The sequence below is a fragment of the Streptomyces sp. NBC_00376 genome (assembly GCF_036077095.1).
Taxonomy (GTDB): Bacteria; Actinomycetota; Actinomycetes; order Streptomycetales; family Streptomycetaceae; genus Streptomyces.
In genome coordinates this window covers 6,245,605-6,266,594 of the sequence record NZ_CP107960.1, presented here as the reverse complement: position 1 = coordinate 6,266,594, position 20,990 = coordinate 6,245,605, and the positions used below count along the sequence as shown (strand labels likewise).

Annotated in this window: 11 protein-coding genes and 1 pseudogene; 7 read left to right on the top strand and 5 right to left on the bottom strand. The window is 71.9% G+C overall.

The genetic code is table 11. The features are described from left to right. Positions 1–81 precede the first annotated feature (81 nt). Positions 82–573: a MarR family winged helix-turn-helix transcriptional regulator gene (locus OG842_RS28240; protein ID WP_266736932.1), complete on the bottom strand. Its 492-nt coding sequence runs from the start codon at positions 571–573 to the stop codon at positions 82–84. An 82-nt stretch (positions 574–655) separates the two neighbouring features. Between OG842_RS28240 and OG842_RS28235 the strand changes: the two genes are divergently transcribed. The 3 genes from OG842_RS28235 to OG842_RS28225 all read left to right on the top strand — a co-directional run bounded on the left by OG842_RS28235 (position 656) and on the right by OG842_RS28225 (position 5,957). Next, positions 656–1,201, top strand: a complete 546-nt coding sequence (locus OG842_RS28235; RefSeq protein WP_266736933.1) for a carboxymuconolactone decarboxylase family protein — start codon at positions 656–658, stop codon at positions 1,199–1,201. A 177-nt stretch (positions 1,202–1,378) separates the two neighbouring features. Then, entirely contained in the window at positions 1,379–4,495 is a 3,117-nt protein-coding gene (locus OG842_RS28230) for an alpha-N-acetylglucosaminidase (RefSeq protein ID WP_266736935.1), read from the top strand. Between the two features lie 379 nt (positions 4,496–4,874). After that, positions 4,875–5,957 carry a hypothetical protein gene (locus OG842_RS28225; protein ID WP_266736937.1) on the top strand — a complete coding sequence of 361 codons (1,083 nt, stop codon included), beginning with the start codon at positions 4,875–4,877 and terminating at the stop codon, positions 5,955–5,957. A 106-nt stretch (positions 5,958–6,063) separates the two neighbouring features. Here OG842_RS28225 and OG842_RS28220 read toward each other — a convergent pair whose 3' ends face one another. Next, a complete protein-coding gene (locus tag OG842_RS28220) occupies positions 6,064–6,789 on the bottom strand; it encodes an AfsR/SARP family transcriptional regulator (protein WP_266736938.1) in 726 nt (241 codons plus the stop codon). Between the two features lie 329 nt (positions 6,790–7,118). On the opposite strand from OG842_RS28220, the gene OG842_RS28215 reads away from it, so the two are divergent. From OG842_RS28215 to OG842_RS28200, 4 genes are all read left to right on the top strand, one after another. Continuing rightward, on the top strand, positions 7,119–9,038 hold the full coding sequence (locus OG842_RS28215; protein WP_266736940.1) for a hypothetical protein: 1,920 nt from the start codon (positions 7,119–7,121) through the stop codon (positions 9,036–9,038). Between the two features lie 93 nt (positions 9,039–9,131). Continuing rightward, a complete protein-coding gene (locus tag OG842_RS28210; RefSeq protein ID WP_266736942.1) occupies positions 9,132–10,037 on the top strand; it encodes a metal-dependent hydrolase in 906 nt (301 codons plus the stop codon). A 2-nt stretch (positions 10,038–10,039) separates the two neighbouring features. Continuing rightward, complete coding sequence (locus tag OG842_RS28205) at positions 10,040–11,122, top strand: PDR/VanB family oxidoreductase (protein WP_266736943.1); 1,083 nt, start codon at positions 10,040–10,042, stop codon at positions 11,120–11,122. A gap of 84 nt (positions 11,123–11,206) precedes the next feature. Further along, entirely contained in the window at positions 11,207–11,941 is a 735-nt protein-coding gene (locus OG842_RS28200; protein ID WP_266736944.1) for a TetR/AcrR family transcriptional regulator, read from the top strand. Here the strand turns inward: OG842_RS28200 and OG842_RS28195 are convergent. The 3 genes and pseudogenes from OG842_RS28195 to OG842_RS28185 all read right to left on the bottom strand — a co-directional run. Further along, a complete protein-coding gene (locus tag OG842_RS28195) occupies positions 11,934–13,970 on the bottom strand; it encodes an ATP-binding protein (protein WP_266736946.1) in 2,037 nt (678 codons plus the stop codon). The two genes, OG842_RS28200 and OG842_RS28195, sit on opposite strands and share 8 nt — an antisense overlap. 190 nt (positions 13,971–14,160) lie before the next feature. Further along, positions 14,161–19,488 carry a pullulanase-type alpha-1,6-glucosidase gene (gene pulA / locus OG842_RS28190; protein ID WP_266736948.1) on the bottom strand — a complete coding sequence of 1,776 codons (5,328 nt, stop codon included), beginning with the start codon at positions 19,486–19,488 and terminating at the stop codon, positions 14,161–14,163. Positions 19,489–19,582: 94 nt separating this feature from the next. Next, positions 19,583–20,971: pseudogene (locus tag OG842_RS28185) on the bottom strand (alpha-amylase); the annotation flags it as partial. Positions 20,972–20,990: the final 19 nt, after the last annotated feature.

The following is a 20,990-nucleotide window of genomic DNA, read 5'->3' as shown; positions in this document are numbered from 1 at the left end:
CACGGGAAGGGTGCGTACGAGATACGTCCTATCTCTCGCTAGCAAAGTCCAAGCCCGCCGCCGCAGCCGCCCGAGCCTGCCTCAGTCGTTGAACCAGCCCGGCACATCGAGCCGGAACGCGCCCTCGGGCACCATCGCGCGCAGGTCCGCCTCCATCGCGCGCACCCGGTCCGCGCCGAGCGCCTCGACCCAGCGGGCGCGCAGCCGGTCGAAGCCCTCGGCCGACCTGACCAGGACGTCCACGCCCCGCGCGGTCAGCCGGACCAGCTTGCGGCGGCCGTCGCGGGGGTCGTCGACGCGCTCCACGTATCCGAGCCCTTCCAGCTTCTCCACGGTCTTGCCGGCGGCCTGCTTGGAGACCCCGAGCCGGCGGCCGATCTCGCTGGCGGTCGCCCCGTCGCGGCCGACGGCCTGGAGCGCGTAGCCGTACGCGGGGCGGACGTCGGCGTGCCCCTGTTCGGCCAGCTCACGGTGCAACTCGTCGATGATCGACCGGAATCCGGCGAACAGCAGCATGGGCAGCTCGAAGCCCGCCGCATCCCGCCCGGACGCCTCCGCCCGTCGCTCAGCCATTGTGAAACTCGACAACCTGGTTTACCTTTTCGTCAATCACGTTGTCGATTTTAGCCCGAGCGGCCACCAGGAGAGATCAGCCATGCCCGTATCCGCGTTCCCCGACCACACCCTCGAATCCGCCCCGGCCGCCGCCCGCCGCACCATGGCGGCTGTGACGGCGAAGCAGGGCCATCTGCCCTCCGCCGTCGCCCGGCTCGCCACCTCGCCGGAGCTGCTCGACAGCTTCCTGAAGGCGAGCGCCGTCTTCGAGTCCACCACCCTCGACCCGCTCTCCCGCGAGGTCCTGATCATGACGATGGCGACCGGCAACGACTGCCACGTCTGCGTGGCGATGCACACCGCGAAGCTCACCGCACTCGGCGCGGACCCCGGGGTGATCGCGGCCCTGCGTGAGCGGCGGGTGCTTCCGGACGAACGGCTGGAGGCGGTACGGGAGTTCACCCTCGCCGTGATCGCGACGGCCGGCGCCGTGGACGACGCGACGCTCCAGGCGTTCCTGGCACACGGATACACCGCCCGCAACGCGCTGGAGGTCGTCCTCGGCATCGGTACGTACACGATGTCGACGCTGGCCAACCGGATGACCGGGGCGCCGGTCGATCCCCAGCTCGCCGCCTTCGCCTGACCCCCGCCGTCCGGCAGCCGCATGCCCGGCCGCCGCCCCGGCATGCGACCGAACAGCTGGTTCGCCACAAATCGCCGTACGCCCCGTTGCCCCGCCCCCGCACCCGTCATTAACGTGCGCACCGCACGCACCTGTTGTCGCATGCACCACCATGAACAACACCGAGGAGTGCGGATCATGACGGAGACCTCCCTGCCCTTCAGCTCCTCCCGGCCGACCAGACGTACGGTGCTGGGCACCGCCGGAGCCATCGGCGCCGCCGCCGCGTTCGAGGCCGCCGTCCCCGCGCACGCCACCGCTTCTGCGGCCGCTCCTGCCGCTCCGGCCCGCGACCTCGCGCCCGCGCACGAGGCGCTCGGCCGTCTGCTGCCGGACCACGCCGGGCAGTTCCGGCTCGGCGCCCTTCCCCGGAGCGAAGGTGCCCCCGACCGCTTCCGGGTCACCGGCACCACCGGTCGGATCGAGATCGCCGCCACCACCGCGGCCGCCGCGCTGACGGGGGCGCACTGGTACCTCAAGTACACCTGCGACGCCGTGATCTCGTGGTCCGGCAGCCGTACCGCACTGCCCCGCCGGCTGCCCGCTCCCCGTACCCCCGTCGAGCGCTCCGCGACCGTCCCCCACCGGTTCGCCCTCAACGACACCCACGACGGCTACACCGCCCCGTACGCCGACTGGCCGCGCTGGGAGCGGATGCTCGACGTCCTGGCCCTGCACGGCTGCAACGAGGTCCTGGTCACCGCCGGTCAGGAGGCCGTCTACCACCGGCTGCTCCAGGACTTCGGCTACAGCGACACCGAGGCCCGCACCTGGCTGCCCGCGCCGTCCCACCAGCCGTGGTGGCTGCTCCAGAACATGAGCGGATACGGCGGCCCGCTCGGCCCCGAACTGATCGCCCGCCGCGCCGAGCTGGGCCGGTGCATCGCCGACCGGATGCGGGAACTGGGCATGGCGCCGGTGTTCCCCGGCTACTTCGGTACCGTCCCGGACGGCTTCGCGGACCGCAATCCGGGGGCCCGCACCGTCCCGCAGGGCACCTGGAACGGGCTGCGCCGGCCCGACTGGCTCGATCCCCGCACCCCCGTCTTCGCCGAGGTGGCCGCCGCCTTCTACCGGCACCAGGAGCAACTGTTCGGCCCCGCCGGCCACTTCAAGATGGATCTGCTGCACGAGGGCGGCAACGCCGGTGACGTCCCGGTGCCGGACGCCGCCCGCGCCGTCGAGTCGGCCCTGCGGACCGCGCACCCCGGCGCGACCTGGGTGATCCTCGGCTGGCAGGCCAATCCCCGGCCCGCGATGCTGGAGGCGATCGACACCGGCCGGCTGCTGATCGTCGACGGCCTCTCCGATCTCGACACCGTCACCGACCGGGAGAAGGACTGGGGCGGAGCCCCGTACGCCTTCGGCACCATCCCGAACTTCGGCGGCCGTACGACGATCGGCGCCAACACCGACCGCTGGACGGAGAAGTTCACGGCCTGGCGCGACAAGCCGGGCAGCGCGCTGACCGGCACGGCGTACATGCCGGAGGCGGCCGAGCGCGATCCGGCGGCGTTCGAGCTGTTCAGCGAGCTGGCCTGGCGCAGCGAGAAGGTGGACCGGGAGGCGTGGTTCCGGGCGTACCCGAGGTTCCGCTACGGCGGCCGCGACCGCTCGGCGGAGGCGGCGTTCGCCGCGCTGGCCGCCACGGCGTACCGGCTGACCAGCACCGATGGCCGCCCCGTCGACTCGCTCTTCTCCCGCAGGCCGAGCATCACCGCCTCCGTCAACACCGCCTTCGACCCGGCCGGTTTCGACCGGGCGTTCGCGGCGCTCCTCGGCGTACGCCCGTCGCTGCGCGACTCGGACACCTACCGCTACGACCTCACCGATCTGGCCCGGCAGGCGCTCGCCGACCGCTCCCGGACCCTGCTGCCGCAGCTGCGGGCCGCCCAGGCCGACAAGGACGTGGCCCGGTTCCGGGTGCTCGCCGCGCTCTGGCTGAAGCTGATGCGGCTGACGGACACGGTGTCGGGCTGCCACCGGGCCTTCCTGCTGGGGCCGTGGCTGGAGGACGCCAAACGGCTGGCGACGAGCCCGGCGGAGGCGGTGCGGCTGGAGTGGACGGCCCGCACCCTGATCACCACCTGGGCGGACCGGACGGCCGCCGACAACCTCAGCAACTACGCCAACCGGGACTGGCACGGGCTGATGGGCGAGGTCCATCTCCCGCAGTGGCAGGCGTACTTGGACGAGCTGACCGACGCGCTCACAGAGGGCCGGGCGGCGAAGGCCTTCGACTGGTACCCGGGCGAGGAGGAGTGGACCCGGCGGACCGACGTCCATCCGGTACGGGCGACGGGCGATGCCCACCGCACGGCGCGGCGGGTCTTCGAGACCCTGTCCACCGCCCCGTACCAGGGCACCGTCACGGTCTGGGCCGATCCGGTGACGTTCGCCCCTGGCAGCACCGGGACGGTGACGGCCGCTTTCCGCAATCTGAACGGCCTGCGGTCCACCGGCCGGGTCGACTTCGCGCTCACCGGCCTGGACGCCACCGCGACGGGCGGCACCTCCCTCGACGAGGTCGCGGCGGGCGGCTCGGGTTCGGTGGACTGGCGGGTCACCGCCCCGTCCGAGCCGCTGACCGCGCCGCTGGTGCCGATGCCGTACGAGCTGGGCACCGCGTACGGGCCGCGCGGCGAGGACCGGGTGACCGATCTGCGGCGTGGCGCGGTGTACCTGGCGGCGCCGCTGGAGCCGGGCTGGCGCACGTACACGTCGAACGCGGCGGTCTTCGGGGAGCTGGACGGGCGGTTCGCGATCAACGGGGCGGGCCAGGACCTGTGGAAGGGCACCAGCCAGTTCGGCACCGCGTACCGGGAGGGGGCGTGGTCCGACGGGGCGGAGGTGACCGTGCGGGTCGACGTGCAGGAGAACACCGGGGGCTGGGCGCGTTCGGGGCTCGTGGTGTGCAACAGCCTCGCGGCGCCGGGCTCCGCGGGGTTCCTGAATCTGGCGGTGACGCCGTCCAACGGTGTGGTCCTCTCGTACGACACGAACGGCGACGGGACCCTGGACACGTACCGGCGGATCACCGGGATCAAGGCCCCGGTACTGCTCCGGCTGGCCCGGGCCGGGGACGGATGCACGGGCTCCTGTTCCACCGACGGCGGGGCGAGCTGGCGGACGGTGGGCACGGTCGCCGTGCCGGGGACGGCGGCGGTCCAGGACGTGGGGATCTTCATGACCGCGACGAACGGCGGGAGCGGGCTGCGCGGCACGGTCGGGTTCAGCGAGTGGCAACTGCGGTGAGGTGGAGGCCCGTTGAGCCGTGCGCGGACGGGCCGGAGTGACCGTCACACGATTCGCCCGGCAACCGCGCCGAGGACAACCGACTGCCGCGCCGCACCCGCGCCGTCCGGGCGCACCTGAGTGGCGCGGCGCGTCGGCTACGAGTACGTCCCCGTGCGGCTTGTCACCGTACGCAGCCGGCCAGGCACGCGGGAAACACGGCCGTCCATGGGCAAGTCCTGACCATGGCCGGGGCGCAGGCAGACGCCCTCGGAGAGCATCCGCCGACTGCCGTCAGCCGAGCCCGGTCACGCCGACGTCACGCCGCGGTGATGCCCGGCACATGACGATGGCTGGTGCAGGCAAGCTCAAACCCGCTTCCACACGCAAGGAATCCACCATGATGAGAAGCATTCGCCAAGGAATTCCCCGCCTGATCGGCGTGTCGAGCTTGGTCGCGGCGATGGCCGGCGGAGTCGGCGCAGTCGGCGCGACAAGTGCTACAGCGGCGCCCCAGGCCGTCCCGTCCGCAATCGTCTGCACTCAGTCCCAACCCCCGACCTGCTTCGACACGGCCACCGGCAACGTCCTCCAGCAGGGCGCACAGACCGGTGGCACCGGCAACGTCCTGCAACAGGGCGCACAGACCGGACGAGGCACCGGCAACGTCCTCCAGCAAGGCGCACAGACCGGACGAGGCACCGGCAACGTCCTCCAGCAAGGCGCACAGACCGGACGAGGCACCGGCAACGTCCTCCAGCAAGGCGCACAGACCGGACGAGGCACCGGCAACGTCCTCCAGCAAGGCGCACAGACCGGACGAGGCACCGGCAACGTCCTGCAACAAGGTGCACAGACCGGACGAGGCACCGGCAACGTCCTCCAGCAGGGCGCACAGACCGGCGGTAACGGCAACGTCCTCCAGCAAGGTGCGCAGACCGGGCGAGGCACCGGCAACGTCCTCCAGCAGGGCGCACAGACCGGCCCCGGCAACGGCAACGTCCTCCAGCAGGGCGCACAGACCGGCGGTAACGGCAACGTCCTGCAACAGGGTGCGCAGACCGGCGGTAACGGCAACGTCCTCCAGCAGGGCGCACAGACCGGCCCCGGCAACGGCAACGTCCTGCAACAGGGCGCACAGACCGGCCCCGGCAACGGCAACGTCCTCCAGCAGGGCGCACAGACCGGCCCCGGCAACGGCAACGTCCTCCAGCAGGGCGCACAGACCGGCCCCGGCAACGGCAACGTCCTCCAGCAGGGCGCACAGACCGGCCCCGGCAACGGCAACGTCCTCCAGCAGGGCGCACAGACCGGCCCCGGCAACGGCAACGTCCTCCAGCAGGGCGCACAGACCGGCCCCGGCAACGGCAACGTCCTCCAGCAGGGCGCACAGACCGGCCCCGGCAACGGCAACGTCCTGCAACAGGGCGCACAGACCGGCCCCGGCAACGGCAACGTCCTCCAGCAGGGCGCACAGACGTGACCTCTGTCGCGTGCTGACCACGCCAAACCGACCGAACTCGGTAACGCGAGCCCGCCACTGGACAGTGGCGGGTTCGCCAACTCCGCGCTACGGGGCAGCTACGCAGCTACGGGGATCCGCCACCGGGGCGCGACCGCTGAAGTTCGGACACCAGCCGGCGCAGCCGTGGCGTGGGGCGGAGTCCCAGCTCGTCGCTGAGCTGCTGCTCGTAGCGTTCGAAGTCGTACAACGCCTCGGACCGGTTGTCCTCCGCCAGGTGGGCACGGATCAGCGAAGCCTGACTGCTCTCCCGCAGCGGATCCGCCTGGACAGCCGCATGGGCGGCCGTCACGGCCCAGGCGAACTCCTTCGTGTCGATGAAGGCTTCCGTCAGTGCCTCAAGGGCGTGGAGCCGAAGCTGCCGCCATTGCTCCGCCTCCGGCAGCATCCAGTCGTCGTACCAGCCGGGCAGCAGATCTGCGGACAGCTGGTCGACGGCCGTCGCGTTGAGGTCGGGTTCCTCGGCCGGGACATGGGAATCGATGATGCGCTGGGCCAACGACCGAGCCCGAAACAGGTCGACGTCGACCTCCCGCGCGAGACGCACCTCGGCGGGGCAGATGTTCAGCGCCTGCTTCCCGAGGTCCTGGAGACGTGACAGCGCCGACCGAAGGTTCGTGTTCGCACCCTGCTCGGTTGCTTCGGGCCAGAGACTCCCGGCGACCAGAGTTCGGGGAACAGCAGCCCGGTATTGTAGCGCGATGAACGCCAGCAGTCGCTTCGAGCCGACTGGGACGGTCACTGGTTCGTCGCCGACGACGATGTCGAAACCGCCGAGAAGAGAGATGCTCACGAAAGGCCTGGGCCTGGTGGGCGGCGGCGAGAAAACGAGATCATATGAGCTCATGGCTTGTGATCGCGTAGGAGTCGGTTACCCGGCGCCCGTCGACTGGCCGCGCCGTCATTGCTGGGGGCCAGCGATCTGTACACCTCCCGCATAGCCATGCTGCTCTACCTGCCGAGAGATGTCGAATTGTCTTGAATCGGGCCGCGAAGGTGCCCTGAGGCCGGGCTTGCGCGGCTATGACGCACGGTTCCAGCAGACGGACGGTGGGCACGGTCGCCGTGCCGCGCGCGGACAGGCCGGGGTGACCATCGCACGATTCGCTCGTTCTGCTGAACGTGCGTCCACTGCCAGAAGTACCTTCCGCAGCCGCCCCGGCCGAAGGGGAGCAGGCCGGGGCCGCGCTCGTCGAGCACTATCCGCGACTGGTCCGACTCGGCTATCTCGTGCTGCCGCCGTCGCTCGACAGCCACCGCCGGGTGCTGAAGGCGCACGCGCTTGCCCAGCGGTGCCTGCTGGCCGGGCGCCGGGCGGGGGCCGGGGGCGGCGTCCCGGTGCCGCGCGGGCCCGGCGGTGCGGCGACGGTGGATCCGTCGTACGCGCTCGCCCGTCGACGGGTGCTGCGGGCGGCCCTGGCGGCGGGCCGCCGCGCCCGGTTGCCTTCGCTCCTGCCACTCGTATGGGGGCTGCGGCTGTTCCCGCACTCCGGCGGGTCGGACGGGCTCGCCCTGGAGAACGCCCTGTCGGCGCTCTCCGGTCCGGGCCGCGCCGCCCACGCCCTGCGCGGTCTGGAGGGGCTGACCGACGCGGAGGCCCGACGGGTGCTCGCGGACGCCGGGGTCGCCGACCCGTACGCGGCGCTCGCCCAGGCGGCGGGCGTCCCGGTGCCGCACGCGCTCCTCGACTCCCCCGAGTTCGACCCCTGTTCGCTCCAGGCCCGGCCGCCGGATCTGCTGCGCCGCCGCCGGCACGCGAAGGCGGCGCTGACGGCGGTCGCCGCGCTGCTGGTGTGCGGGGCGCTGCTGGGGCTGCCGGGCCACGGCTGGGGGCGCGGCGCCGTGTCCGGGCCCCGGGACAGCCGGGAGCCCGCCGCCGAACAGGCCCTGGACCCGGGCAGGTTGAGCCGGGTGTCCGCGACGTTCTGGCAGCGCTCGCCACGTACCGACTTCACTTCCTGGCCCACCCGCGGCAGCCGCACCGGGGATGCCCGGCTGCTGCACCGCGCGCTGAGGGCCTGGGCGCGTCCGGACGGTGCGGTGCGTTCGTCGGCGACCCCTGGCACCCCCGTCGGGCCTCCGATGGGGGCGCCGCAACTGCTGTACGCGGGCGAGGTGGACCGGGTGACGGTGGTGCTGTTCCACGACGGGCTGCGCGTCGTGCGGTACGCGGAGCCCCGGGACGGCGGCCGGGGCGAGGGCGTCGCGCTCGACTTCGCCCGGGTCGACGGTGCGGACCGGGCGACGGCCGCCGCGCTGATCGTGGCGCGCGGCGGCGACCGGATCCGCTACCTCACCGCGCCCTGGGTGAGTTCGGTGTCGGTGCGGGACCTGCTGGCGCCGGGCGCCGGACGGCGGCCGCTGCCCCGCCGCGCAGACGGGGTGACCGCCGCGCTGACCAGCCCGGCGACGGCCCGCGACTGCCGTGCCTGGGAAACGATCGAGGTCCGCGACGGCCCGGCGGCCCGGCTGATGGCCGACCTCGGCGAACTGGTCCCGGCCCGGCTCACCTCGGGCCCGCCGTCCGCGCCGCACGATGTCGCCGGGTGGGCGGAGCGGGACAGCTGGGCGCGGACCGCCTGTCTGCTGCCCGCGGTGCGTTCGCGCGGGGTGCGTTCGGTGAACTCCTGGCAGTACGCAGAGCAGTTGCTGCCCGAGGGGGGCGGTTCCGCGCGCTGGCTCTGCACCAGGGCGGAGACCTGGCGGGGTACCGGCAGCCGGGTCCTCGCCCAGTTCCAGGCCCCGTCGGCGCCGGCCGTCGCGACGGGCGGGCCGCCCGGGGCGGTCGCGGCCAGGGCCGAGGACTCCCCGGCCTGCGGGATGCGCGCCCCCCGGGTGCTGGCCGGGGTGCTGTGGAAGTCGCAGGGCGGCCGCTGGTACGTACTGGCGGCGGGCAGTGAGCAGTTCGCCTCGCTGACCGCGTCGGGCGGGGTGGAGGCGCGCTCCGACAGCCGCCTGCTCGCCGTGCCGGCCAGGGCGGGCGACCGGGCACGGCTGAACGGGACGCTGGCGGACGGGAGTCGGGTGGGCGCGCTGCGCTGACTCCCCGTCGTCCTGGGCGTCAGGAATTCCGGAGCGTCAGGAATTCGTCGCACGCCTCTGTTCCGACGGCCTACCTCTCAGTACATTGACAATATGTCTAACACGCAGCCGGCGCCGGTCGCCTCGGAGCGGACGCTTCTCAAGGCGCGCAGGGTCTCCTTCGCCTGGGAGAAGACTCCCCTGCACTGGGTGCCGGGCGACCCGTTCACCACGCACACCATCAATGTGCTCCACCTCCTGCTGCCCGCCGGGGAACGCTGGTTCATCCACGTGTACCGGCAGGTGCTGCCGTACATCCACGACGAACAGCTGCGCCGGGACGTCATCGGCTTCATCGGCCAGGAGGCCGTGCACTCCCAGGCGCACGACGACGTCCTGCCCCGCCTGAAGGAGTTGGGTCTCGACCCGACGCCGTACACCGCGCAGGTCGACTGGTTCTTCGAGAAGCTGCTCGGCGACCGGACGCTGCCGCCGGGGCGGGCGCGCAAGTGGTGGCTGATGGAGCGGGTGGCGCTGATCGCGGCGATCGAGCACTACACCGCCTTCCTCGGCGACTGGGTGCTGAACGCCGACGAGTTGGACCGGCGCGGCGCCGATCCGATGATGCTGGACCTGCTGCGCTGGCACGGCGCGGAGGAGGTCGAGCACCGCTCGGTCGCGTTCGAGGTGTTCATGCATGTCGACGGCGGTTACCCGCGCCGGGCCCGCACCTGGGCCACGGCGTTCAGCGCGCTGGTCTTCCTCTGGCAGCGCGGCATCCGCTTCTTCATGGAGAACGACCCGAGCCTGCTCAACGGCAAGGGATCGTTCAAGGAGTTCTACACCAGCGGCAAGCGCGGCACCCTGCCCGCCACCGGTGATCTGCTGCGTTCGGTGCCCCGCTATCTGAGCCGGGACTACCACCCCTCGCAGGAGGGCAGTACGGCCCAGGCCATCGACTATCTCGCCCACTCGCCCGCGGCGACCGCCGCCGAGGCCCGTATGACGGGAACCAGCTGAACATGCCGCTCCCCCTGCCCCGCCTGCGCACCATCGTCCTGGTCGCGGGCGCCGCACTGCTGGCCAAGCGCGCCCTGCACCGCCGGATCCAGAGCTCCCCGCTGTGGCCGCTGCCTGCCCTGGAGGAACCGATCTCGGGCCACTCCGAGCGGCGCACCACGGCCACCCGCCGGCTGCTGATCACCGAGCGGACCACCCCGGCCGAGGGCGTCGTCCAGCTCCGTCTCGAAGGGTCCGCCCTGCCGCCGTGGCAGCCCGGCGCCCACCTCGACCTGCTCCTGCCCTCCGGCCTGGTCCGCCAGTACTCGCTCTGCGGGGACCCGGCCGACCCCGGCACGTACACCATCGCGACGCGGCTGGTCGAGGACGGCCGCGGCGGCTCCCGCGAGGTCCACGCGCAGCTCCACGAGGGCGAGGAGGTGGAGATCCGCGACCCGCGCAACCGCTTCCCGCTCACCGAAGCCCCCGCTTACCTGTTCGTCGCGGGCGGCATCGGCATCACCCCGATCCTGCCGATGCTGCGGTCCGTCGCCGCCTCGGGCGCCGACTGGCGGCTGCTGTACGGCGGACGGACCCGCGCCTCGATGCCGTTCCTGGACGAGATCGAGAAGCTGGGCGCGGAGGGCGGCCGGGTGACGGTCGTCGCCGAGGACGAGGCGGGCCACCCGGACGCCGCGGCGGCCCTGGCGGACACGGCGGAGGGCACCGCCGTCTACTGCTGCGGCCCCGAACCCCTGATGGACGCGGTCGCCGCCGCCCTCCCGCCCAACCGCACCCTGCATCTGGAACGCTTCACGGCGGCGGCCGCGTCGTCGGCCGGCTCGGGCCCGTTCGAGGTCGAGTTGCGCCGCTCCGGCCGTACGGTCCAGGTGGCGGCGGACCAGTCGGTGCTGGCGGCGGTGCGCGAGGAGCTGAGTCACGTCTCGTACTCCTGCGAGCAGGGCTTCTGCGGTACGTGCCGGCAGCGCGTCCTGGAGGGCGAGATCGACCACCGCGACGAGCTCCTGACGGACTCGGAGCGGGACGACTCGATGCTGATCTGCGTGTCCCGGTGCCGGGGCGAGCGGCTGGTGCTGGACCTCTAGGGCCTTGTGGCGATCGGGGGTGGGGAGAAATGCCGGGCCGCCCGCCTCCTCTCCCCCGCCACCCCACTCGGTACGCTGTCCACCATGACGACCGGGGTGCGGCGCAGGATGGGCGTCGAGGAGCGCAGACAACAATTGATCGGTGTCGCGCTGGAGTTGTTCAGTCACCGCGCCCCGGACGAGGTGTCGATCGACGAGATCGCGGCCGCCGCGGGGATCTCGCGGCCACTGGTCTACCACTACTTCCCGGGGAAGCAGAGCCTGTACGAGGCCGCGCTGCGGCGGGCCGCCGACGAGCTGGCGGCCCGGTTCGTGGAGCCTCGCGAAGGACCGCTCGGGGCCCGGCTGCTGCGGGTGATGGGGCGGTTCTTCGACTTCGTCGAGGAGCACGGTCCGGGGTTCTCGGCGCTGATGCGGGGCGGGCCCGCGGCGGGGTCCTCGACGGCGAACGCGATGATAGACGGGGTGCGGCAGGCCGCCTGCGAGCAGATCCTGTCCCATCTGGGGGTCGAGGATCCCCCGGCACGGCTGGAGCTGGTCGTGCGTTCCTGGGTGTCGCTGGCCGAGTCGACGGCGCTGATCTGGCTGGACGGGCGGCGGATTCCGCGCGAGGAGCTGGAGTTGCAGCTGGTGCACGACTTCGCCGCGCTGGCCGCGGTGAGCGCCGCGTACAACACGGAGACGGCGGGCATCGTGCTGCGGGTGCTCGGCCAGGAGCCGGCGGACGGGCCGTTCGGGGAGCTGCTGGACCGGCTCTCCGCCCTGGCCCCGGCCGTACCCGCTGTCCCCGCGCAGCGGCTGCTCTCGACCCCTACATGAGCAGTTCGCCCTGGAGTGCGGCGGCCAGGCCGACCTCCGCGTTGTCCGCCCGGCCCCGTTCGAAGGCCCGCTGGTAGGCGACGTCGCCGACGGCCTCGCGGGCCTGGCGTTCGCATGCCTCGCGCAGCGGTTCCAGTTCCGGGGTGCCGCGTTGCGGTTGGCCGACCATGCGCCAGTAGACCTGTCCCGTGCCGTACACCTGGGCGGCGCGGGCGCCCGCGCCCTGGGCGGCGATCGCCGCGGCCAGGACGTCCAGGCCCAGTGCGATGCCGAAGCGGTCGCGCATGCGGTGCTTGCCCGCGAGCATCGAGCGGGCGTGGGCGGCGGACGCGTGGGCATCGCCCTGCAGCAGGGCGATCAGGGCGAGCTGGTAGTCGACGTAGCTGCGGGTCCAGCACTCGTCCTGGGCCTCGCAGACCGCGCGCAGGACCGCGGCCGCCTCCGCCGCCTCGTCGAGCCGGCCGAGCCCGGTCAGGGCGAAGACCGTGATGAGCCGGCACCGCAGCCGGTAGGCCTTCTCCAGCGGGGTGGCGGTGCCGGTCGAGCGCAGGACCCGGTCGACCTCGCGCAGGCCCGCCTCGGGGCGGCCGGTCATCAGATCGGTGAGGCCGCACAGATAGGCGGCGGCGAGGATGCCCTCGTCGGTGCCGTCGCGCGCCGCTTCCCTGGTGCACTCGCGGCCCAGGCGGCGGGCGGCCGGGTAGTCGCCCTGGAGCATGACGGTGATGCCCAGCACCCACAGGGCGCGGGTGCGGTGGGGGCCCTCGGACGGTCCGGCGGCCAGGGCGCGGCGGGCGTATTCGCGGGTCTGCGGGAGGTGGCCGCAGCAGCACCAGAAGAAGCCGATCCGTCCGGCCATCTCCTGGGCGGCCGCGGTGTCGTGGGCCAGCAGGTGGTCCAGGGCGGCGCAGAGGTCGGCGTGCGCATCGGCGATGCGGTGGTACCAGCTGATCTGGTCGTCTCCGGTCCAGCCGGCGTGGGCGTTGCGGGCCAGGCCGAGGAAGCAGGCGGCGTGCCGGTCGGCGGCGGCTCGTTCCTCGCCGAGTTCGGCGAGCCACATCCGTCCGTACTCGCGGATGGTGTCGAGCATGCGGTGCCGTACGCCGTCCCGGCCGACGACGGACTTGGCGACCAGGCCGTTCAGCGCCCTGGTCACACCGTCCGGGGTGAGCGGCCCCCCGGCGCAGACCTCGCGGGCCGCGGCCTCGTCGAACTCGCCGCGCAGGACGGTCAGCCGGGCCCAGAGCAGCCTTTCCAGCGGGGTGCACAGCTCATGGCTCCAGCCGATGGCGGTGCGCAGGGTGCGGTGGCGCGGTGGCCACAGTGAGGCGTCGGCGGGTACGTCGAAGCGGGTCCTGATCCGTGCGGCGACCTGCTCGACGGTGTCCCGGCCGAGGGCCCCGGCCGCGAGTTCGACGGCGAGCGGAATGCCTTCGAGGCGGCGGCAGATCTCGGCGGCGGCCTCCGCGTTCCCCGGCTCGTCGAGGGCGAGGCCCGGGGCCGCCGCGGCCGCCCGGTCCCGGAACAGCGCCAGCGCGTCGGCCGCGCCCTCGACGGGCAGCGGGTCGACCTCGACGGCCTGTTCGCCCTTGATGTTCAGGGGCTGCCGGCTGGTGGCGAGCACGGTGAGACCGGGGGATGTCGTGAGGATCTCGCCGAGCAGGTGTGCGCAGGCGGGGCGCAGGTGCTCGCAACTGTCGAGGATCAGCAGCATTTCCTTGTCGACGAGCCATTCGCACAGGGCGTCGATGGGCATGCGCAGGGTGTGGTCGGAGAGCCCCACGGCGTCGGAGACGGTCGCGATGAGCAGTCCGTCGTCGTGCAGCGGTGAGAGGTCCGCCCACCACGCGCCGTCGCGGTGTCCGGCCGCCGCCTGCCGGGCGGCGCGGACCGCGAGCCTGGTCTTGCCGACGCCACCGCTGCCGATGAGTGTGGTCAGCCGGTGCGTGGCGAGGGTGTGTTCGAGCCGGGCAAGTTCCGCTTTCCGTCCGACAAAGCTCGTGGTCTCCTCGGGGATGTTGCTCGCCATGGTCACCGTCGCTGAAACAGGTGGACCGGCCGGTCCCGGACCCTGGCTCCGGTGCGGCACAGGCATGCGGGGATGCCTGTGCCGTCCGGAGAGGGGCCGGGACCGGCCGGGGGGTGGGAGGGTGCGCCAGGGGTGCGGTGCTGCGGCATTCCCCGACGGCTGCTGCCTCCCAACCTAGCCCTGTTCCGGCTCAACTCAGGGAGAACACCGCCACCGTGCGTCCCGGGACGGTGAATCTTCCCGAACTCGCCTCATACGTGGACTTCTTGACAGTAGGATCCGCGCCCGCAGCCTGGACGGGGTGCAGTGCGTACCGCTTCCCCGCCAGTTCGGTGACCGTCTGGGTCCGTGTGCCGGGGGCCGCGTTGAGGACGATCACCAGCTTTCCGAGCCGCATGGTGATCACGCCCGGGGTCTCGTCCTTCCCGGAGAGCGGGAAGGACAGGGCGGACTGGACCTGCTCGGTGGTGGAGAGGCCGAAGTCCTTCTCCGTGGAGCGGATGGTGAGCAGGTCCCGGTACGCGGCGGACGCGCCGTCGATCTGTGCGCAGCCGGGGCGGATCGCGGCGTCGGCCAGCAGCGGCTTCGCGTAGTACCACTTGGACTCGTTGTCGGCGGCCGGCGGCAGCCCGCGGCCGAAGCCGTTGCCGTCGCGGCAGTCCCAGTGCAGGGCGTTGAACCAGTCGCCGCTGTCGTACGAGTTGCGGTCCAGGGACTTGGAGCGCAGCAGGTCGGTGCCCGCCTGGGAGAGCGAGGGCCCCTGCGAGAGGGTGGCCGTCGCCATGGCCAGGACCTGCATGCGGGCCCGGTCGGCCGCCGGGGTGCCCGCCGGGAGCTTGAAGGCGAGCGCGTCGTACAGCGACTCGTTGTCGTGGGCGTCCGCGTAGGCGAGGGCGTCACCGGGGGCCGCGGCGTATCCGGCGGGGGCGCCGTTGTAGTCGACGCCGGAGCCCTTGACCGTGCGGCCCGAGGAGTCGGTGAAGGTGTAGTCGGCGAGGTTGCCGGTGAGGCCGACCTTGATCAGGTCCTGGTAGTGGAGCAGCCGGGCCTTCTGCTCGGCCTCCGTCCCGTTGGCGGCGGAGGTGTTGGGGTCGGTGTAGAGGCCGGTGGCGAAGCCCTGTACGCCCGGGTCCTCGTCGAAGGGGCTGCCGCCGCGTACGGCGTCGCGGGAGCGGTCGGAGAAGGTGGCGATGCCGGTGCCGGCCATGTTCTTCTGGGTGGCCTGGACGAAGCGGGCGTCGTCGGCGATCTCACCGAAGTTCCAGCCCTCCCCGTACAGGATGATCTTCTTGCCGTCGACGCCGTCCTTCGCCACGGTCAGCGCGTCGAGCGCCTTGCGGACGGCGAGGATGTTGGCCTTGGGGTGGTGGCCCATCAGGTCGAAGCGGAAGCCGTCGACCTTGTACTCCTTGGCCCAGGTGACGACCGAGTCGACGACCAGCTTGCCCATCATGGTGTTCTCGGGCGCGGTGTTGGCGCAGCAGGTGGAGGTGGCGACGGTGCCGTCGTCCAGCAGCCGCTGGTAGTAGCCGGGCACGATCCGGTCGAGCACGGACTTGCCGTCCTGGCCGGAGGCGACGGTGTGGTTGTAGACGACGTCCATGACGGTGCGCAGCCCCGCGCCGTTGAGGCCCTGCACCATCTGCCGGAACTCGACGGTGCGCTTGGTGCCCTCCGGGTCGGAGGCGTAGGAGCCCTCGGGGACGGTGTAGTGCAGCGGGTCGTAACCCCAGTTGAACCCGTCGTTCGCGGCGGCCTTCGTCACGCAGGCCTGCTGCTCCGGTGAGTCGGGGGCGTACACGGACAGGTCGCAGGCCGGCTTCTGCTGGGCGGACTTCTTCTCGGGGATGGTGCCGATGTCGAAGGCGGGCAGCAGATGGACGTAGCTGGTGCCGGCGTCCGCGAGCCGCTTGAGGTGCTTCATCCCGTCGGAGCCGGTGTCGGTGAAGGCGAGGTATTCGCCGGGGTGCTTCGAGGTGCGGTCCGCGATCGAGAAGTCGCGGATGTGCAGCTCCTGGATCTGGGCGTCGCGCAGCGGTACGGCGGCGGGCTTCTTCAGCCCGGACCAGCCCTTCGGCGCGAGGGCCGGGTCGTCCAGGTCGACGACGAGGCTGCGCGTGGAGTCGGTGGTCAGGGCGGTGGAGTAGGGGTCGGTGACCTTGTTGGTGACCATCTTGCCGACGGTGGGCGCCCAGACGTCCACCGTGTAGCGGTAGCGCTTGCCCTTCCAGTTCTTCGTGCCCGTGACGGACCAGACGCCGGTGCGGTCGTCGCGGCGCATCGGGACACTGCGGCCGTCGAGTTCCAGGGCGACGGTGCGGGCGGTGGGCGCCCAGACCGAGAGGGTGGGGCGGCCGTCGCGGCCGAAGACCGGGCCGAGCGCGGCACCGGCAGCGTTCTTGCCGTACAGGTCGTCGAGCACGCCTGCGCTCTGCACGCCGGTGGCCGCGAGCAGGGCGCCGTTGGCGGCGCGCTGGGTGGCGATCAGCTGACCGCGCAGCGCCTCACGGACCCGGTCCCGGTCCCGGGCGTCGACGGTGAACGCCGGGTAGTCCTTGAGGTTCGGGTGCTTCGCCTTCTGTGCGTCGGTCAGCGCGGAGGGGGTGAGCCGCAACCACTGGCCCTCGTCGGAGAGCGCCCCGTCGACGACGGAGATGTTGCCGTCCGTCGCGTAGACGAGCTGCTGGCTGGTGGCGTCGGTGGCCTTCACCTTCCATACGACGGTGTCGGCGTCGATCCACTGCGCCTCGGCCCTGGAGAGGTCGGGGGCGGGCACGCCGCCGGTCTGCGGCAGCAGGTAGCCGGGCGTTGCCCCGAGCATCCAGACCTCGTGCCCGTAGGTGGCGAGATCGAGCGACTGGTCGCTGGGGAGGTCCTTCTCGTCGCCCTTGTGCAGGATGTAGGAGAGCGAGGTGGCGCCGTCGGTGAGCGGCACCTCGAAGGTGACGCCGGAGGCGTCCTTCTTCACCGGCTGGAGGGGCTTCGCCCAGTCGGTGGGGTTCTTGGCGCCGGTCCAGGTGTGCAGCCCCCAGCCGTCGTAGTCGCCGTCGGGGCGGTAGTAGTGCAGGACGGCCTTGGTGGTGTCCTGCGGCGGGTAGGCGCCGTCGGGGGCCGTGTCGGCCTGGCCGTCCTCGCCCTGCTCGATCCAGACCTGTCCGGTCCTCGCGAGTTCGACGGTGCGCTGCGGCCCGTCGGCGGTGCCGTCCTTCTCGACGGTGTACGGGACGGTGGAGGCGCCCTCGTCGAGCTTCAGCCAGGCGAAGGCCCCGTAGGCGTCGCGCCCGGTGAACTGTGCCGTGCGGTCACCGGACTTGAGTGTCCAGCCCTCGTAGTCGCCGTCCGCGCGCTTGTAGTGGACGACGGCGTGGTCGCGCTGGACGGCCACCGGCTTCGGCTCGGCCGGGGCCTGTCCGGCGGTGGTCGCGGCGAGTGCGCTCGCGGTGCGCCCGGCGCGGTCGACGACGACCGCCTTGTAGCGCAGCGGGGTGCCGGCCGCGACCTTGCCGTCCAGGTGCTGGGTGACCTTGTACGGGGCGTGGTCGGCGGAACCGAGCGTGACCCATTTGCCGTTGCCGGTCTGCGCGGCGAAGACGACGCGGTTCAGCCCGCCGCCGTCGACGTCGGCGGAGAGCTCGACGGTGCCGGTGGCTCCGGCGGCGGGCGCCTTCAGGCTGATGACCGGCTTGGTGGCGGGGGTGCCCATCGGCTTCTCGGCGCGCAGCACGAGGCTGGAGAGGGCGGGGACGGTGACGGTGATCTTTTTGTCGGCGTCGCTGCGGAGGGCCGAGGAACCGCCGTACAGGGTACGGAAGTTCATGCCGGCCGATGCGGTGGGCAGCTCGACGGTCCTCGGGGCGGTGCCGTTGTTGGTGGCCACGAGGTACTCGTGGGGCTTCTCGGGGTCCGTGCGGGAGAAGGCGTAGACGGTGCCTTCCGCGTAGCGCTCGGTCTGGACGCCGTCGCGCAGTGCCGGGTTCTTCCGGGTGAGTTCGGAGAGCGCGGCGATGTTCCGGTACAGGGGGTGCTTCGGGTCGTACGCGTCGGTGGCGTGGGTGCGGTCGGTGCCCAGTTCGTCGTCGTCGAGGTAGTCGGCGGTCTTCGAGGCGAACATGGTCTGGCGGGCGTCCTTGTCGCCGCCCGCGCCGGTGAAGCCCTGCTCGTCGCCGTAGTAGACGACGGGGTTGCCCCGGCCCAGGAACATCAGCTCGTTGGCGAGCTCCGCGCGCCGGACGAGTTCCGCGTCGCCGGCCTTCGGGTTGTCCTGCTTCAGGAACGTGCCGATGCGGCCCATGTCGTGGTTGCCGAGGAAGGTCACCTGTTCATAGGCGTTGGCCTTGTCGGTGGTGTAGCGGTAGTCGTCGCCGAAGACTGCGGCGAGCTTCGAGGCCGGTGCGCCCTGGGAGGCGTACTGGCGTGCCGCTTCCTGGAACGGGAAGTCGAGCGTCGCGTCGAGCCGGCCCCGGGTGACGTAGGGCGAGGTGACGGCGGTGTCGGCGGAGTAGACCTCGCCGAACATGAAGAAGTCCTCGCGGCCGTGCTCGGCCGCGTAGGTGTCCAGGGCGGTCGCCCACTGGGTCCAGAAGTCCAGGTCGACGTGTTTGACGGTGTCGATCCGGAAGCCGTCGATGTCGAAGTCGCGGACCCACTTCTCGTAGATCTTCGCCATGCCGGTCACGACCTCGGGCCGTTCGGTCCACAGGTCGTCCAGCCCGGAGAAGTCGCCGTACTCGGCGGACTCGCCGGCGAAGGTCGAGTCGCCCCGGTTGTGGTACATCTCCGGGTCGTTGAGCCAGGCCGGGACCTTGTCGTCGACGGCGTTCTTCGGTGTGCTCGGGGTGTACGGGAACGAGTCCGCGTCCACCTTCGCCAGGCCCTTGCTGTCGTCGAACGGGCGGCCGTCCTCGTCCAGGTACGGGTAGGCGCCCTTCGGCCGGTAGCCGTAGGTCTTCTCGGCGTAGTCGACGGTGTCGGCGGTGTGGTTGGTGATGACGTCGAAGAAGACCTTCATGCCCTTGGCGTGGGCCTTGTCGATCAGCTTCGCGAGGTCGGCGTTGGTCCCGAAGTGCGGGTCGACCTGGGTGAAGTCGGTGATCCAGTAGCCGTGGTAGCCGGCCGAGGCGTCCTTGCCGGTGCCCTGGACGGGGCGGTTCCTGAAGATCGGGGCGAGCCAGATGGCGGTGGTGCCGAGGCCCTTGATGTAGTCGAGCCTGTTGGTCAGGCCCTTGAGGTCGCCGCCCTGGTAGAAGCCCTTGTCCGTGGGGTCGTAGCCGGTCTCCAGGCGCGAACCGGTGAGCCCGCCGCGGTCGTTGGCGGTGTCGCCGTTGGCGAACCGGTCCGGCATGACGAAGTAGAACTGCTCGCGGGTCAGGTCGTGCCGGGCGGGCGCCTGGGCGAGCTTCGCGTCCGAGGGCGGGCCCGGAGGTCTCGGCGCGGCCGACGCGGTTGCCGCCGGGACGACGGGGAGGAGTGCCGCGCAGAGTGCGGCGACGGCTCCACGTCTGAGGGTGGAACGGGACACGGGCTGGGTCTCCTTGGGTGCGGGTGATGCTGTGGGGCGGGCGGACCTGCCGGGGGCGGGACGGTACCCGCCCCGCCCCCGGCCGCCGCTGTCAGCCGGTGGCCGCGCAGCTACGGGCGTTGACCTGGAGCGCCACCGCCGTGTTGGCGCCGAGCGTCGCGGTGAACTGGCCCGAGCCGTTCACCGTGACGCCCTTGCCGGACTGGAGGTCGCAGTAGTCGCCGGCGGGCAGCGAGGTCTGGAACGTACGGGTCAGCGAGGAGCTCTCGTGGTTGATCGCGACGTACGCCTTGGCGCCGCGGCCGAAGGCGATCTGGTCACCGCCGTTGTCCCACCAGTTGCTGACGGACTCGCCGCGCGCGGTGTTGCGGAAGCCGACCATGGAGGAGATCTCGCGCCAGGCGTGCTGGCACTTCCAGCCGTCGCTGTAGCAGGCGTTCACCGTGCCGCCGCCCGGCGGACCCGCGTCCTTGTCGGACCATTCGTAGCCGGAGTGGACGTCGGGCGAGCCGTACGGCCAGGCCAGCATGAAGACGTTGGCGAGGGTGTAGTTCGCGCCGTCCTTGTAGTTCAGCGTGTCGCCGCCGCGCTCGGTGTCGTGGTTGTCGACGAAGACCGCCGCCTTCGACGAGGGCATGAAGCCCCAGCCCTCGCCGTAGTTCTTCAGATAGGCGAGGTTCTCGTTGTTGAAGACCTGCTTGAGGCTTCTGGCGTAGCGGAATTCCTGGACGTCCCCGGTGCCGGTGTACTCGTCGGGCTGGACTGCCTCGCCCGCGCCGTGGATCGCCTCCTGTTTCCAGTAGACGCCCGGGTTGCTCAGCCGCGACTTGATGTTCGCCAGGTCGGCGGCGGGCATGTGCTTGGCGGCGTCGATGCGCAGGCCGTCGACGCCCAGGGAGAGCAGGTCGTCGAGGTAGGCGGCGATCCGGCCGCGTACGTAGTCCTCGCCGGTGTCCAGGTCGGCGAGGCCGACGAGTTCGCAGTTCTGGACGTTGGCGCGGTCCTGGTAGTTGCTGATCTGCGCGGTGCAGTCGTCCATGTCGGCGGCGGAGTAAACGCCGGGGTAGTCGTACTTGGTGTACGAGGAGCCGCCGGTGCCGGTGCCCGATCCGGCCGACATGTGGTTGATGACGGAGTCCGCGACGACCTTGACGCCGGCGGCGTGGCAGGTGTTGACCATGGCCGCGAAGGAGGCACGGTCGCCGAGCCGCCCGGCGATCCTGTAGCTGACGGGCTGGTACGAGGTCCACCACTGGCCGCCCTGGATGTGCTCCTGGGGCGGCGAGACCTGTACGTAGCCGTATCCGGCCGGGCCGAGCGTGTCCGTGCACGCCTTGGCCACCGAGTCGAACTTCCACTCGAAGAGGACCGCGGTGACGTCCTTGTCGCCGGGGGCGGCGGCACTGGCGGTCGCGGTCGGGGATATGAGGACGGCGGCGCCTGCTGCCAGGGCGAGTGCCGCGGACAGTGGTCTGCGTGCCATGTTTCCTCCTGCTGTGGGG

Coding starts and splice junctions, on each gene's coding strand:
- OG842_RS28240 (WP_266736932.1), bottom strand. CDS start 573: ATGGCTGAGCGACGGGCGGAGGCGTCCGGGCGGGATGCGGCGGGCTTC.
- OG842_RS28235 (WP_266736933.1), top strand. CDS start 656: ATGCCCGTATCCGCGTTCCCCGACCACACCCTCGAATCCGCCCCGGCC.
- OG842_RS28230 (WP_266736935.1), top strand. CDS start 1,379: ATGACGGAGACCTCCCTGCCCTTCAGCTCCTCCCGGCCGACCAGACGT.
- OG842_RS28225 (WP_266736937.1), top strand. CDS start 4,875: ATGATGAGAAGCATTCGCCAAGGAATTCCCCGCCTGATCGGCGTGTCG.
- OG842_RS28210 (WP_266736942.1), top strand. CDS start 9,132: ATGTCTAACACGCAGCCGGCGCCGGTCGCCTCGGAGCGGACGCTTCTC.
- OG842_RS28205 (WP_266736943.1), top strand. CDS start 10,040: ATGCCGCTCCCCCTGCCCCGCCTGCGCACCATCGTCCTGGTCGCGGGC.
- OG842_RS28200 (WP_266736944.1), top strand. CDS start 11,207: ATGACGACCGGGGTGCGGCGCAGGATGGGCGTCGAGGAGCGCAGACAA.
- OG842_RS28195 (WP_266736946.1), bottom strand. CDS start 13,970: ATGGCGAGCAACATCCCCGAGGAGACCACGAGCTTTGTCGGACGGAAA.